The organism is Shimia sp. MMG029, assembly GCF_027947445.1.
Taxonomy (GTDB): domain Bacteria; phylum Pseudomonadota; class Alphaproteobacteria; order Rhodobacterales; family Rhodobacteraceae; genus Shimia.
The window spans coordinates 75967-91503 of sequence record NZ_JAQJIM010000004.1; the positions used below are offsets into that span (position 1 = coordinate 75967).

The following is a 15537-nucleotide window of genomic DNA, read 5'->3' on the forward strand; positions in this document are numbered from 1 at the left end:
TTGCCGCAGCGCTGTACACTTTGGAAAACAGGCGAGGAGCGGTGCCATGTTGGCAAAAAAACGATGGGCAATCGGAATGATCTGCGCTGCAATGGCGACAGGGGCTTGGGCAAATCCACCCTCGCATTCTCTCCGCCCTGTTCTGCGCACAGTTGAGCCCAACCTTGCTGCATCAAACACTGTACCTGTTTCGGTCAGCGACAAAGGGTTTGCCCGTTGGCTGAACAGCTATCGCAGCCGAGCGGTTCGTGCCGGGATCAGTGCGGCTGTTTTTGATCAGGCGTTTTCGGGAGTTCAGTACAACGCAGACGTGATCAAAAGAGATCGCAACCAAAGTGAGTTCACCAAAACTATTTGGGAATATCTCGACAGTGCGGTTTCGGATGCGCGCGTGAAAAATGGCAAAGCAGCCTTGCGCGAATACAGCGATACACTTCAGCGCATCGAAGCGCGGTATGGCGTGGACAAAGAGGTGGTTGTCGCGGTCTGGGGGCTGGAAAGCAATTATGGCACCTATCGTGGTAAAACGCCGATCATCGAAGCCTTGGCCACGCTTGCTTATGACGGTCGCCGAGGTGAGTTCTTTGAACAGCAGCTGACGGCAGCCTTGACGATTCTGCAAAACGGCGATGTTTCTGCACAGAACATGACTGGAAGTTGGGCGGGGGCTATGGGGCACACGCAGTTTATCCCGACTTCTTATCAGTCATTTGCGGTGGATTTCACTGGCGATGGCAAGCGTGACATTTGGTCAGACGATCCTACGGATGCTCTTGCCTCTACGGCTGCTTATCTCAACAGATCTGGCTGGGTGTCGGGACAGCCTTGGGGTGTAGAGGTGAAGATTCCGCGTGATTTTGACTACGCCCTTGCCAGTCGTCAGATTCAGAAGCAGCCCTCAGAATGGGCGCGCCTTGGTGTGGTTGATATGCGGGGTCAGTCTGTTCAAAACCACGGTAAGGCTTCTCTGCTACTGCCTGCAGGCGGAAAGGGCGCTGCCTTTATTATCTTCGAAAATTTCGCCGTGATTGAACGTTACAATACCGCTGATGCGTATGTGATTGGGGTCGGGCATCTGAGCGATCGCATTCAGGGCGGGGCCCCCATTCTTGGAAAGTGGCCGCGCGAAGATCGCGCCCTGACCTTCAATGAACGAAAAGAGTTGCAGCAACGTCTTTCTGAGGCGGGATTTGATACACAAAAGATAGACGGAAAGATCGGTCCATTGACCATTGAAGCGGTGCGTAAGTATCAGGATTCGGTTGGGCTTGACCCAGATGGATATGCGTCTCTGACACTGCTTAAGACGCTGCGCTGATCTCTGGCAATCCTCAGAAAAAAGGCGGCCTCTGATCCCAGAGGCCGCCTTTTTTATCTGTTTTGTCTGCCGTTTAGGTGGGCGACATGCCCCGCAGGCGCTCTGAACGCCGGCGCAGAAGCTCTACCGTGGTCAAAAGCGCGATGGAGATCGCAACCAAGATGGTCGCCACGGCCAGAATGGTCGGGCTGATTTGTTCGCGCAGGCCGGTGAACATCTGCCACGGCAGGGTCTGTTGTTTGGCCGAGCCCACAAAGATCACCACCACAACCTCGTCAAAGGAAGTGATGAAGGCAAACAGCGCGCCGGAGATCACGCCGGGCAGGATCAGAGGCATCTGGATGCGATAGAATGTGGTGACAGGGTTGGCGCCCATACTGGCCGCAGCACGGGTAAGAGAATGGTCAAAGCCAACCAGCGTTGCGGTCACGGTGATGATCACAAAGGGAATGCCAAGCGCTGCATGCGCCAGAACCACACCCCAGTAGGTGCCTGCAAGCCCCATCCGAGAGTAGAAGAAATACATACCGGCCGCAGAAATAATCAGGGGCACGATCATCGGAGAGATCATCGTGGCCATTATGGCGCGGCGGAAAGGCACATGCGGTTGGCTGAGGCCTATGGCGGCCAATGTGCCCAGCGACACAGAGATCAACGTGGCCGCCGGTGCGATTTTCACCGAGTTCCAAAGAGCATCCTGCCAGTCGGGGTTGCTGAAGAAATCCCGATAGTGTTTGAGCGAGTAGCCTTCTGGATCAAAGCTCAGCATTTCTTTGGTGAAGGTGAAGAAGTCCTGTGCGTTAAAGCTCAGGGGGATCACTACCATGATGGGCGCGATCAGGAAGAAAAAGATCAGGCCACAAATGACACGGAAAGAGTAATACCAGGCACGCTGGCCGGTGGTTGCATATGGTGGAAGTGCGCTCATGTCCGTTACCCCAGCTTCACGTTGTCGATGCCGACGATTTTGTCATAGGCCCAGTAGAGCACCAGAACGACCGCCAGAAGGATGGCCCCAAGGGCTGAGGCAAGGCCCCAGTTGAGCGAGGTCGAGATATGGAAGGCAATCTGGTTGGAGATGAACGTGCCTTTGGTGCCGCCCACAAGGGCTGGCGTGATGTAGTAGCCGATGGCAAGGATGAACACGAGGATCGACCCCGCACCAATACCCGGCACGGTCTGCGGGAAATAGACCCGCCAGAAAGCTGTCCAATCAGTTGCACCCAGAGATTTGGCCGCGCGCAGATAGGATGGGTTGATGGTTTGCATCACGGAATACATCGGCAGGATCATGAACGGCAGCAGGATGTGGGTCATGGCCACGATGGTGCCGAACTGGTTGTTGATGATCACAAGGCGGCTGTCATCGGCCACAAGTCCAACATAGACTAGGATGTCGTTGATAACCCCCTGTTGTTGCAGCAGGATTTTCCAGGCGGAGGTCCGCACCAGAAGCGATGTCCAGAACGGCAGCAACACCAAGATCATCAAGATGTTGGCCTTGCGCGCAGGAAGGTTGGCCAAAAGCCACGCCACCGGATAGGCCAAGAGGATACAGCAAGATGTGATCGCCAGTGACATCCAGAGGGTGCGGCCCAACAGCTTCATGTAGATCTGTTCATCTTCCGGCCGCATTTCAGGGCCGTCCGTGCCGACCCGCATATCAACAGCATTGAGGAAGTAGCCGGATGTGATGGTGGGGGAATAGGTCTGGATTGTGCGCCAATTGTCGTGCTCGCCCCAGCCCTTGTTGATGTCGATCAGCTCTTCTTTCCAAGGGCCGCCGGCTTCAAGATCAAATTTCTTGGCTTTCCGGCCGGTCTTGCGGAACAGCGAGGACATGCCGGGATTTTCATAGTTCAGTCGCGTGCCAACCTTGGTGTGGATTTTGGCTTCTGCGGCCTCTTTGAGATCGGCTGCTAAAGCGGCATAGACCACCTCATCCGGCAACTCGCCTGTGCTTGCATCCCAATCGGCGAGAGCCACCACTGTGCGGGGCAGCGTGTTGGAAACGATGCCATTCTGTACCGAGCGATAGAGCATATCCACCACGGGCAGGATGAAGCTCACGAGAATGAAGATCAGCAGAGGGGCGATCAGCAGCAGCGCCCGGAGTTTCTGTCGCCGGAGTGCCCGCGCGAGACTGCGCTTGAGGGGCGTCCCGTCTGCGGCCAGAACCGGGCCGGCGGTATCGGTCATATCGCTCATAGTATCCCTGTCGGCTATTGCCGTTTGTGCGTTGCAAGTCTGCGTTGGCGCAGACGAACACCTATTTTTAGGTTGTTCTTATTCTGGAGGAGGGGGCCAGCTGTGGCCCCTTCCTAAATTTTCTCAGCTTAGGCTGGGATTATTTCGCCAGCCACGCTTCGAATTTCGCGTTCAGGTCATCGCGGTTGTCGGCCCACCATTCGTAGTCATAGATGTGCACGTTGGTTGCGTTGGCCGGATCGGTTGGCATGTGAGGTGCCATGTCGATGCCCAGTTCGGCATGAGTGCCAACCAGTGGCGCTGAAGAGGCGCGGGCCGGACCGTAGGAGATGTATTTCGCCTGATCGGCCAGACGCTGGGTGTCGGTGGCGAACTTCAGGAAGTCCATCACACGCGCTTTGCGGTCTGCTGGCAGGCCTTCTGGAACAATCCAACCGTCGAGGTCAAAGGACTGCATGTCCCAGAGCATGCCGATTGGCTGGTTCTGCTCCGCGATGGCAGAGAACAGGCGACCGTTGAAGGTGGAGCCCATCACAACTTCGCCGTCTGCCAGCAGCTGTGGGGTTTCTGCACCTGCGGTCCACCAGACAACCTGATCCTTGATGGTGTCGAGCTTCGCCAGCGCCTGGCTCACACCTTCGTCGGTGCCCAGCGTGTCATAGATGTCTTCTTTGGCCACACCGTCACAGAACAGCGCCCATTCCATGTTGTCGATTGGGCGTTTCTGCAGGGAACGCTTGCCTGGATACGCCTCCAAATCGAACACATCACAAACAGACGTTGGCGCTGTGTCACCCACCAGGTCAGTGCGGTAGCCGAAGGTGGTGGAGTAAACGATCTGAGGGACAAAACACTCAGACACGAGCAGATCACCGAAGTCGTCTTCAGCAGAGGTGCCATCAGGCGCAGCTGCAAGATCGGCCGACGGGTCAATCTCTACAGCGAGACCTTCGTCGCAAAGACGCATGGAGTCAGAGGCCACAACGTCGACCAGATCCCAGGTGACGTTGCCTGCTTCGTTCATGGCGCGCAGTTTGGCCACCGCTTCGGCAGAGCTTTCATCCCAGGTGACTTTCACTTCTGGGTGCATTTCCAGATAGGGCTCTACATAGGCTTTGATCTGGCTGGACTGGTAAGCACCGCCCCAAGACACCAGGGTCATTTCATTTGCCATTTCCTGGGCAAATGCTGCCGGGGCGCAAAGTGCGGTCGTTGCCGCCAGGGCTGCAAGTTTGGTGAGTTTCATAGAACACTCTCTCCTTGTTGGTTTTCTTTAATTTGGTTCTTTTGTCCCCCGGTCAATTTGGCGCCGGGGGTTTAAATCACATTTGTCAGGCGTCCAGCGCGCGACAATCTTGTGGCAGCCAGCCAATTTCGATTTGCTGACCGGGCTGCAAACGTTCCACATCCGGCGCGTTCCGGGTTTTGATGACAAACTCATCATTGCCAGCCACCGATAGGCGCGTGCGGAAGATGTCACCCATATAGATGAACTCTTTCACTTCGGCTTTCAGCGTATGCGCGCCTTCTTGGATACGATCTTTGTTATATTCCACACGCTCTGGACGGATCGATACACGTGTGCGTGCGCCAGGTTTCACACTGTCGTGGACCGGCATCGCGTCAATCAATTCACCATCGTCGAGTTGGATCAACGCCAAACCGTTGTTGATTTCTTTGACGGTGCCTTCGAGCGTGTTGTTTTCACCGATGAACTGCGCAACGAAGCTGTTTTGTGGTGCTTCATACAGGGTGTCAGGTGGATCAAGCTGTTGAATGCGGCCATCATCAAATACGGCCACGCGATCAGACATCGTCAATGCTTCGGTCTGATCGTGGGTCACATAAACCGTTGTGATGCCCAGGTTGTGTGCAAGGTTTGTGATTTCAAACTGCATCTTTTCGCGCAGCTGTTTATCCAGCGCGCCCAGCGGCTCATCCATCAGCACCAGTTCTGGTTCGAAAACCAGCGCACGTGCCAGCGCAACACGCTGCTGCTGACCACCGGAAAGTTGCGATGGACGACGACCACCAAAGGCCCCCATTTCCACCATGTCCAGCGCGCGCTTGATCTTCTCTTCGCGCTCTGTCTTGCCCATCTTGCGCACTTCCAGAGGGAAGCTCAGGTTCTCCGCAATCGTCATGTGCGGGAACAGGGCATAGTTCTGGAACACCATGCCAATGCCCCGCTTATGCGGTGGAATGTTGTTGATGGATGTACCACCGAGGCGAATGTCGCCATGTGTTGCGGTTTCAAAGCCTGCCAACATCATCAGACAAGTTGTCTTGCCCGATCCTGATGGTCCCAACATGGTGAGAAATTCGCCTCTCGGCAGGCTCAAGTTCAGATCTTTGACGACGAGTGTCTCACCATCATAGCTCTTTTGCACGCGGTCGAATTCGACAAACGCGCCGTTAGATGCACTATCAGCCAAAATAGGCTCCCTGTGTTTTTCAGTCGGCAGATTGTCTCTGCTCATCTATTTCAAGTGTAACCACACCTGCGTCTCAATGCGCAACACCGCAGTTCACTAAGGAAAGTCTGCCAGTCAATCGTGACCAACAAGGTCGGTTTGCGACGCATTGAGAATGATTTTCGCCAAAAACCGACAGAGGTAAACCCATAAAGCCAAAAATAATTTTTATAATTCGGCTTTGGGTTGAACGTCTTTTTTCGGATGGGACGCAAAAAATCCCCGGAACGATGTCCCGGGGAGGCAGGTTTGATCAAAACTTGGGCGGTTATTGAAACAGCCCTTCGGCCTTGATCTGTTCAAATGTCTGGTCAAGCGCGCGCCTGGCGCGTTCGATCAGAACATCTACGTCGGAACGTTTCATGACGAGGGGGGGCGAAATGATCATGCGATCGCCGACATGGCGCATAACCAGATTGTTGGCAAAGCAGTGTTCGCGGCACTTATAGCCAACCGTACCTGTTTCTGCAGCAAATGGCGCGCGGGTTTCTTTGTTCGGCGTCAGCGCAATGGACCCCATCATTCCGACAATTTTGGCTTCCCCAACCAGCGGGTGATCTGCCAGCGCTTCCCACTTCTCTTTCAGATAGGGGGCAACGTCTTCCCGCACATGCTCAAGGATGTTTTCCTCTTCGAGGATGCGCAGGTTCTCCAAAGCCACGGCACAGGCCACAGGATGGCCCGAGTAGGTGTAGCCGTGGTTGAATTCAGTTGCGCCGACAACGTTTGCCACCTCGTCACAAACGATGGATCCCCCAATGGGTGCATAACCAGAGGATAGGCCCTTGGCGATCGACATGATGTGTGGGCGGATTCCCACCGTCTGACTGCCAAACCAATTTCCCGTGCGCCCAAATCCACAGATCACCTCATCAGCGATCAGCAGGATTTCGTACTTGTCGCAGATCCGCTGTATTTCGGGCCAATAGGTTTCCGGCGGCACAATCACGCCGCCAGCGCCTTGGATCGGCTCTGCGATGAAGGCCGCGACGCGGTCTTCGCCAAGCTCAAGAATGGCGTCTTCGAGCTCCTGCGCACGTTGGATGCCAAATTCCTCTGGCGACAGGTCCCCGCCTTCTGCCCACCAGTTTGGCTGGTTGATGTGATGCACATCTGGGATAGGCAGGCTGCCTTGCTGGTGCATCGGCACCATACCGCCAAGGCTCGCACCAGCCATTGTTGAACCATGATAGGCGTTCTTGCGGCTGATAAACACGGTCTTGCTTGGCTTGCCCTTCGCTGACCAGTAGTGGCGCACAAGCCGCATGTTTGTGTCATTGGCCTCAGAGCCTGACCCGGCAAAGAACACGTGGTTGAGATCACCGGGCGCGAGCTCTGCCAATTTTTTGGAAAGGGCAATCACCGGCACATGGGTGGTTTTGAAAAACGTATTGTAATACGGCAGTTCGCGCATCTGGCGTGCTGCCGCTTCTGCCAGTTCTTCGCGCCCATAGCCAATGTTTACGCACCAGAGGCCGGCCATGGCATCCAGGATTTGCTCACCTTCACTATCGGTAAGTGTCACACCCTTTGCCTGTGTGATGACACGGGCCCCTGCTTGATCAAAATCCGCCTGCGTAGAAAACGGGTGCATGTGATGCGCTGCATCCAGCGCCTGAAGCTCTGCCGTAGGCAGGTGATTTGTGATCATATTCATGTCAGTCCTCGCAGAGAAATTGGAGCAGAAAGAATGCGGACAAACCCGCTTCATACATCTGCACTCAAAAATATGATCAAATTTTGATTAGTCAATCACCTCGGCAAAACCGGTGCCTTCCAAAAGGGCTTCGCGGATCTGCTCCATCCCCTGAGTGACGTCTTGTCTGATGGCTTCCCCAACAGCTTTTGCATCTTTTTTGAGCAGCGCTTCCAGAGCTGTTTTGTGGTTGTCAGGCAGGTTTTGCGTCCCCATCCGTCCACAAACCACACGCATTGATGGCCCAAACCTCAGCCAAACACTATTTGCCACATCCAGCAGAATCGGGGCAGCGGCGGCGTCGTAAAGCAATGCATGGAAATCGTAGTTGCGTCGCAGATATGCCGGTACATCGCCGCGGATTATGGCCTCGTCCAAACGCGTATCGATGGCCTCCAGCTGCGCGATCTGAGCGGGGGAGATACGAGCCGCAGCCAGTTCAGAAAGGCGCGTTTCCACTGATTCTCTCAAGAAAATCAGATCGTCGATCGCATCCAATGTCATCAACGGGACCACAACACGCCGATTCCCCTGAAACTCCAGTGCGCCCTCACTGGTCAGGCGGCGGATGGCTTCGCGGATTGGCGTCATGCCCGCACCTGTGCGTTCAATCAATCCCTGAATGGTGACAGCTTGCCCCGGCGCAAGCTCGCCAAAAAGCACAGCATCTCGCAACTGCGCATAGACTTGCTGATGCACCGGCACGCGTGCGCTTTGCGCTTCTGTTTGTTCGATGGCTTGGGTCAAAACTTGCTTGCCTTCCATTTGTGCAATTCGCTGCAAAACCTTTGTTCGAACGGCGCCTTCAAAGTGGCACTTTGAACAAGGATATTGCCATAACGGAAAAACTTGATCAAATTAATCTCACATAAGTGACCGGGCTTTGAACTCGGCATCCAACGGGAGATCCTCATGAAGACACCCTTTATCACTCTTACTGCGACACTCGCGCTTACCACAGCTGCGCTGGCCGAAGAAGTCCGGGTCTACAATTGGTCCGACTATATTGATGAGGCATTGCTGGAGAAATTTGAATCCGAAACCGGCATCAAGCTGATCTACGACGTGTTTGACAGCAATGATGTGCTGGAAACGAAAATGCTCGCGGGCAACTCAGGCTATGACATCGTTGTACCAACCGGTGCTTTTCTACAGCGCCAGATTGCGGCAGGTGTGTTCCAGAAGCTCGACAAAGACAAGTTGAGCAATATTGGCAACATGTGGGATGTGGTGGAGCAGCGCACCGCCAACTATGATCCCGGCAATGCCTATTCCATCAACTACATGTGGGGCACCACGGGCATCGGTGTGAACCTGAACAAGGTTAAAGAAGTGCTGGGGGAAGACGCCCCCATCGGTTCTCTGGATCTGATCTTCAATCCTGAAAACATGGAAAAGCTCGCCTCATGTGGTGTGCACATGCTGGACGCCTCTGATGAGATGATCCCAGCAGCTCTGGCCTACATCGGCGAAGACCCCACCAGTCAAGACAAAGACGTGATTGCCAAGGTGGAGCCAATCTTCACAGCGATTGCGCCCTACGTTCAGAAGTTCCACAGCTCAGAATACATCAATGGGCTCGCAAACGGTGATATTTGCGTGGCGATGGGCTGGTCGGGCGACATTCTTCAGGCGCGTGATCGCGCATGGGAAGCAGAGAACGGGGTAGAGATTGCCTACAATGCACCTTCCGAAGGCGCGTTGATGTGGTTTGACCAAATGGCGATCCCGGCGGATGCACCAAATCCAGAAGCTGCGCATAAATTCCTGAACTTTATCATGGAAGCCCAGAACATGGCGGATGCGTCTAACTATGTTTACTACGCAAACGGCAACCTCGCGTCTCAGGAGCTGCTCGCTGAGGATGTGATTGGCGATCCGGCAATCTATCCAGACGAAGCGACGCTCGCAAATCTCTACACGGTCTCTCCTTACCCACCAAAGGTGCAGCGTGTCGTGACGCGTCTTTGGACGAAGATCAAATCCGGCATCTAATGCTGTGACGCCCATAGGCTCGCGCGATCAAAGCGCGGGCCTTCTTGCCGCACTCGTGAGCTTGCTCCCGCCCATCTTCGGAGACCACCATGGCGCTTGATGCCTTTGCCCCTTGGGAAGACCCAACCGCGAAACCCCTGATTCAGTTTCAGAATGTTACGAAACGGTTTGGCGATTTCACTGCGATTGACACTCTGAACATCGACATTTTCGAACGAGAGTTCTTTGCGCTTCTTGGGCCCTCGGGCTGTGGCAAAACCACGATGATGCGTATGCTTGCCGGTTTTGAAACACCCACAGAAGGCAGTATCTTGCTGGCTGGTCAAGATATTGCCCCTGTGCCACCAAACAAGCGTGCGGTGAACATGATGTTTCAGTCTTACGCACTGTTCCCGCACCTGAGTATCTGGGAAAACATCGCCTTTGGTTTGCGCCGCGATCGTCTGCCCAAAGATCAGATCGCCGCTCGTGTCGAAGAAATGTTGCGTTTGACCCGACTGGAGAAATTTGCCAGTCGCAAACCGCACCAAATTTCCGGTGGTCAGCGCCAGCGCGTTGCGCTTGCCCGGTCTTTGGCAAAGGCGCCGAAACTGCTCCTGCTTGATGAACCTCTTGGCGCGCTCGACAAAAAACTGCGCCAGGAAACGCAGTTTGAATTGATGGACATTCAGGAAAAAACCGGCACCACTTTTGTGATCGTCACCCACGATCAAGAAGAAGCGATGACAGTTGCAAGCCGCGTCGCCGTAATGGATCATGGACAGATCATTCAAGTTGCAACACCTGATGTGATCTACGAAGCGCCAAACTCCACATATGTTGCCGACTTCATCGGCGAGGTAAATCTGATCACGGGCAAGGCGGATCCAAAAGGCGACGCCCTGCATATGCATTGGGCTGAGGCGCAGCCTGCCATCGTGGGCGCACCGCTCGAAGGTGCACAGGCCGGGCAAGAGATGCATTACGCAATACGGCCTGAAAAAGTCTCTATTTCAGCGGAAAAACCGACAGAGGCGGCAAACGCTGTGCAAGGTAAGGTGCTCGATATTGCATACCTTGGCAACATTTCCACCTATCATGTGGAGCTCGCTGGCGGACAGATCATCAAAGCGCAGGCTGCCAACAGCCGACGCATTTCTCGGCGAGCGTTCACTTGGGAAGACGACGTATGGCTCAGCTGGACCGCCACCGCTGGCGTCTTCTTGGAGCGTTAATAGATGCGTCGCCTCCTGATCGTCATTCCATATGTTTGGTTGCTGGCGCTTTTCATTGTGCCGTTCCTGATCGTTTTCAAAATTTCGCTGTCAGACACCGCAATCGCCATTCCACCGTATACGCCCACACTGGACGTTTCAGCGGGTTTTGGCGCGATTAGAGACTTCTTTTTGGAGTTGGACTGGGAAAACTATGTTTGGCTGACCGAAGATGATCTTTATTGGAAAGCCTATCTCTCCAGCTTGAAGATCGCGCTGATATCGACATTTCTGACGCTGCTTGTTGGCTATCCGATTGCCTATGGGATGGCGCGCGCTCCTGAAGAATGGCGCGCTATGCTGTTTATGCTGGTGATCCTTCCGTTTTGGACAAGTTTCCTGATCCGGGTCTATTCGTGGATGGGGATCCTCAGTCAGGAGGGCTATCTCAACCAGTTTTTGCTCAGCATCGGCGTCATCAGCGAACCCTTGGTGATCTTAAACACCAACATCGCGGTCTACATCGGCATTGTGTATACCTATCTGCCGTTCATGATCCTTCCGATTTACGCAGCGTTGGAAAAGCTCGACATAAGCCTTCTGGAGGCTGCCGAAGATCTCGGGTGTTCACGCTTTTCCGCGTTTTGGTTGATCACGGTGCCGCTCTCCAAGCAGGGGATCATCGCGGGCAGTTTCCTTGTCTTCATCCCAACCATCGGTGAATTTGTGATCCCTTCTTTGCTTGGCGGCTCACGCACTCTGATGATCGGGAAGGTTCTGTGGGAGGAGTTCTTCTCCAACCGCGACTGGCCGGTTGCCAGCGCAGTGGCTGTCGTGCTTCTGCTGATTTTGATCATTCCCATCGTGCTTTTCCAACGCAATGAGCAAAAACAGAGGGAGGCAGGCAAATGAGGCAGATGTCCTGGTTCAACGTCACCTCACTTACGCTGGGGTTTGCGTTTCTCTATCTTCCTATGCTGATCCTCATGATCTTCAGCTTCAACGAGAGCAAACTCGTCACTGTTTGGGCTGGATTCAGCACAAAATGGTACGTTGAGCTGATCAACAATCGCGCGTTTTTGGATGCCGCTTGGGTGACTTTGAAGGTTGCTTTCATCAGCTCCACTCTGGCGACGGTGCTGGGCACTATGGCAGCGATCGTGATGGTGCGCGCAGGTCGCTTTCGCGGGCGAACGCTGTTCTCCGGCATGATCTACGCCCCTATGGTTATGCCCGAAGTGATCACCGGCCTTTCTCTGCTATTGCTGTTCATCAGTCTGGGAATGGATCGTGGGGTGTTCACCATCGTGCTTGCGCACACAACATTTTCTATGTGCTATGTCTCTGTTGTCGTGAGTTCCCGCTTGGTGAGCTTTGATCAATCTCTCGAAGAAGCTGCGCTTGATTTGGGATCCACGCCGCTAGAAGCTTTCCGTCTTGTGACGCTTCCCATCATCGCCCCATCTGTCGTCTCCGGTTGGCTTTTGGCGTTCACGCTTTCGCTGGATGATTTGGTGATCGCCTCCTTCACCTCCGGTCCTTCCGCAACCACCTTGCCGATGAAAATCTGGTCGTCTGTCCGCCTTGGCGTCAGCCCGGAAATCAATGCGCTTTCCACCATCATGATCCTTGTGGTCGCGGTGGGTGTGGTCACTGCGTCGCTCATCAACAAACGCAATGTACTGCGCCAAAGACGCGAAGAAGCCGCCGCTGCCAAGCTCGCATGACCCGGATTTGTGACCCATTCGCCTATGGCGAAGGTCCGCTTGAAAGCTGCTTTTGGGCCGAAACAGTCTCGATTCAAAATAGGCTCCCTCTTTCCGGCCATGCAGAAAGGGAGGTTGCCGTTGTTGGTGCTGGGGTAACAGGGCTGAATACAGCGCTTCGTTTGGCGCAAGCGGGCGTGTCGGTTGCTGTAGTCGATGCAAAACAGGTGGGGTGGGGCGCTTCAGGACGCAATGGCGGCTTTTGTTGCTTGGGTGGCGCAAAAGCTTCGCACACCAGTTTGAGAAAGCGATTTGGCCAGGAGGCTCTGTCTGACTACCTCCAGACAGAGCGCGCTGCCGTAGACCATGTGGAGCAGCTCTTGTCGCAGCATGCATGGCAAGTGGATCGCCATTCTAAAGGCGAAACGCTGCTGGCCCACAACCCGCGCGTCGCGGCCACATTGCCAGCTGAAGCCGCAGAGTTTGAGCGCACCTATGGCCTTAAGTCGCAGGTGATTGACGCGTCAGATCTTGCTGGGCACGGGTTGGGCACCACTTTTTGCGGCGCGCTTACTTTGCCAATTGGTTTTGCGCTCAACCCGCGCAAGTACTTAAAAGGACTGGCAGACGCGGCAGAAGCTGCTGGTGCGGAGGTGTATTGCGACACCAAAGTGTCAGAGATTACGCAGGTTGCAGGGCGTTGGCAGCTGCGCACCCCGCAAGGAAACCTCAGTGCCAAAAAACTTGTAATCGCAACCAATGGCTATTCCAGCGAGCATATCCCGGCTTGGTTGGCGGGCCGTTATTTGCCGGCTCAATCCAGTGTGATTGTCACGCGCGTGCTCACAAAGTCCGAGCAGCAGATGCAAAACTGGACCTCCACTCAGATGGCGTACGACAGTCGCAATTTGCTCCACTATTTCCGCCTTCTGCCAGACGGTCGTTTCCTTTTTGGCATGCGCGGCGGATTGGCAACAACCCACCGCGCTCACAGCGCCATAAAACAGCAAATCAAACAAGACTTTGCGCGACTGTTCCCTGCCTGGGCTGCTGTTGAAACGCCCCACTTCTGGAGTGGTTTTGTGTGCTACAGCCGTGCGCTCACCCCATTTGCAGGGGCCGTTCCCGGCGCGAAAGGTCTGTATGCCGCTTTCGCGTATCACGGCAATGGTCTGGCAATGGGAAGCTATGCTGGCGCGCTTTTGACCCAAGACATATTGGGAGGATGCGCACTACGCCATCCCGACATTATGCGCGCTACGCCAGGTCGTTTTCCTCTTGGTCGGGCCCGCCGCTTGTTGATGTATCCGGCCTATCTTTTTTACAAACTCAAGGACCTTTGAAGCGCCTCGCATTCAAGCGTAACGCCCGTGGCATAGTCAGGTTGCCCATTTTCTGATTGCCACTGGCAATACGCTGCCATGCGTGCGTGGTAAAACGGCGCGAGAGCCCTATACCGTTCCGCAGATTCTCTATCCGCGTAACGCGCCAAAAACGTCTCTGTTTCAGCTAAACTCAGCGGTTTTTTACGATACAACATCTGCATTGCCGGGGACAAGAAAACAGCGATATCCTCGCATGGGTCGCCCGCTGCAGGACATTGCCAGTCTATCAGGTGCAGACCTGAATCGTTCTTGATGAGATTTCCGGGCACAATGTCACTGTGCAACAGCACGGTCTTTCCAGATCGTGAAATTCTTTGGGTCGGCAATCGACGCAAAGCTTCCGGGGTTTGCAAGCAGCGGTGCAGGATCTCTTCGATTTGTGTGCAAAGCTCATCTGACCCATCCGCTATTTTTCTCAGGCCGGCGGGGGGTGCGATCTGATGCAAAGTGTGCATCAGATGGGCAACTGCGCCAGTATCAGAATGCCAGGTTTCTCCGGGAATATGTTCATAGACGTTGCAATGGCCATCTTCCGTCTCGAAAGAACCACAAGCTTTTGGTGTCAGGTTTAAATCTTCCAGAAGGTCCAACAATCGCGCTTCCGCGAGAGGGTCATTGGGAAACAGGGGGTTTTGCGCTGCGCCGCGATAGAGTTTCAAAACCACGTCTGGCCGATCGCAACAGATTCCGCGCCAAGCCACGTTTGTGCGTCCACCGTAGAGCGCTTCCCAAGATATTGGGGGCGAAATATGCGGCAAAGCGCTGGCAAACGCCGAAGTCACCGATAGGGGCGGGGAGAGGGGCAATTTTTGCAGCACGGCGTTCCTTCAAAGAGCGCCGCGACGCTAATTCACACTCGCGTCAGGGGCAAGCCTCAGCTTGGCTGACGTAGTGAAAGCACCTTGTCAGAGCCAAATTCAATGCCGCCGGGTGCTACGAGAACAACGCCATCCGTGCCAGTGCGCGCCTCTGTGACACGCGCATAGACATCCGCATGCACACGATCCAGCAGCTCATCTTTTGCATAGCTTTCGGTTTCGAAACTATAGACGCCATTGGCAAATTTGCTGCCCGAATCGTTTACTCCGACCCAGTCCAGGGTTTTGGCTTCAGGATCAATTGAGAACTTTTGTACCTCAGTGCCATTTTCGTCTTTGACGATCAGATACGCTTTGTCGGCTTGCGTATTGGTGTTGGGCACAACTTCAATTGGTGTGCCTGAGAAATGCGCGGGGGCAGCAATGCGGGCATCCATGCCAACCCAGTTTGTCAAACTGCTCAGTCCCATTGTGGTCAGCTGCGTACCCAGGTTGGTCAGCAATGTGTTTGTCAGTGTTTGTTGCTCGACAGTCGAGAATTGCGCCAGCTGAGTCGCAAACTCTGTTGAATCCTGCGGGTTCAGCGGGTCTTGGTTCTGCATCTGTACGGACAACATTTTCAGAAAGGTCTCAAAATCAGATGAGAGCGCGGTCTCATTCTGATTTGCTGCCGCGGCCTGTGAAGCGGTTGCAGAGCGCGACGTGGTCGCAGTTGTTGAAGGGGTTACGGCGTCCATCGGGATC

The 15537-nt window shown here is 54.5% G+C and carries 13 protein-coding genes and 1 pseudogene; 6 read left to right on the forward strand and 8 right to left on the reverse strand.

Annotated features, from left to right (window positions below):
- Positions 1-76: 76 nt before the first annotated feature.
- Positions 77-1318, forward strand: a complete 1242-nt coding sequence (locus PJL69_RS11590; RefSeq protein ID WP_441347494.1) for a lytic murein transglycosylase — start codon at positions 77-79, stop codon at positions 1316-1318.
- 73 nt (positions 1319-1391) lie between these two features.
- Here PJL69_RS11590 and PJL69_RS11595 read toward each other — a convergent pair.
- From PJL69_RS11595 to PJL69_RS11620, 6 genes and pseudogenes are all read right to left on the reverse strand, one after another.
- Positions 1392-2237: pseudogene (locus PJL69_RS11595) on the reverse strand (ABC transporter permease); the annotation flags it as partial.
- 14 nt (positions 2238-2251) lie between these two features.
- Positions 2252-3526: an ABC transporter permease gene (locus PJL69_RS11600; RefSeq protein ID WP_271309792.1), complete on the reverse strand. Its 1275-nt coding sequence runs from the start codon at positions 3524-3526 to the stop codon at positions 2252-2254.
- 139 nt (positions 3527-3665) lie between these two features.
- Positions 3666-4772 (reverse strand): extracellular solute-binding protein, encoded by a 1107-nt coding sequence (locus PJL69_RS11605; RefSeq protein ID WP_209097818.1) that lies wholly within the window; start codon positions 4770-4772, stop codon positions 3666-3668.
- A gap of 85 nt (positions 4773-4857) precedes the next feature.
- The gene (locus PJL69_RS11610; protein ID WP_441347484.1) at positions 4858-6006 is read right to left on the reverse strand and encodes an ABC transporter ATP-binding protein; all 1149 of its coding nucleotides are present in this window, start codon (positions 6004-6006) and stop codon (positions 4858-4860) included.
- Positions 6007-6268: 262 nt separating this feature from the next.
- The gene (locus PJL69_RS11615) at positions 6269-7657 is read right to left on the reverse strand and encodes an aspartate aminotransferase family protein (RefSeq protein ID WP_271309793.1); all 1389 of its coding nucleotides are present in this window, start codon (positions 7655-7657) and stop codon (positions 6269-6271) included.
- Positions 7658-7744: 87 nt separating this feature from the next.
- Entirely contained in the window at positions 7745-8443 is a 699-nt protein-coding gene (locus PJL69_RS11620) for a GntR family transcriptional regulator (RefSeq protein WP_271309794.1), read from the reverse strand.
- Between the two features lie 165 nt (positions 8444-8608).
- Here PJL69_RS11620 and PJL69_RS11625 point away from each other — a divergent pair, with 165 nt between their 5' ends.
- The 5 genes from PJL69_RS11625 (at position 8609) to PJL69_RS11645 (ending at position 13933) form a co-directional block, all read left to right on the forward strand.
- The gene (locus PJL69_RS11625; protein WP_271309795.1) at positions 8609-9691 is read left to right on the forward strand and encodes a polyamine ABC transporter substrate-binding protein; all 1083 of its coding nucleotides are present in this window, start codon (positions 8609-8611) and stop codon (positions 9689-9691) included.
- Between the two features lie 89 nt (positions 9692-9780).
- Positions 9781-10905, forward strand: coding sequence for an ABC transporter ATP-binding protein (locus PJL69_RS11630; RefSeq protein ID WP_271309796.1), 1125 nt, complete (start codon positions 9781-9783; stop codon positions 10903-10905).
- Positions 10906-10908: 3 nt separating this feature from the next.
- A complete protein-coding gene (locus PJL69_RS11635) occupies positions 10909-11796 on the forward strand; it encodes an ABC transporter permease subunit (RefSeq protein ID WP_271309797.1) in 888 nt (295 codons plus the stop codon).
- Positions 11793-12611, forward strand: a complete 819-nt coding sequence (locus tag PJL69_RS11640) for an ABC transporter permease (RefSeq protein WP_271309798.1) — start codon at positions 11793-11795, stop codon at positions 12609-12611. The genes PJL69_RS11635 and PJL69_RS11640 overlap by 4 nt, the downstream gene beginning before the upstream one ends.
- Positions 12608-13933: an NAD(P)/FAD-dependent oxidoreductase gene (locus tag PJL69_RS11645; protein ID WP_271309799.1), complete on the forward strand. Its 1326-nt coding sequence runs from the start codon at positions 12608-12610 to the stop codon at positions 13931-13933. The genes PJL69_RS11640 and PJL69_RS11645 overlap by 4 nt, the downstream gene beginning before the upstream one ends.
- Here the strand turns inward: PJL69_RS11645 and PJL69_RS11650 are convergent.
- Positions 13912-14793 carry a phosphotransferase gene (locus PJL69_RS11650; protein WP_333781877.1) on the reverse strand — a complete coding sequence of 294 codons (882 nt, stop codon included), beginning with the start codon at positions 14791-14793 and terminating at the stop codon, positions 13912-13914. The two genes, PJL69_RS11645 and PJL69_RS11650, sit on opposite strands and share 22 nt — an antisense overlap.
- 56 nt (positions 14794-14849) lie before the next feature.
- Positions 14850-15530, reverse strand: coding sequence for a flagellar hook capping FlgD N-terminal domain-containing protein (locus tag PJL69_RS11655; protein WP_271309801.1), 681 nt, complete (start codon positions 15528-15530; stop codon positions 14850-14852).
- Positions 15531-15537: the final 7 nt, after the last annotated feature.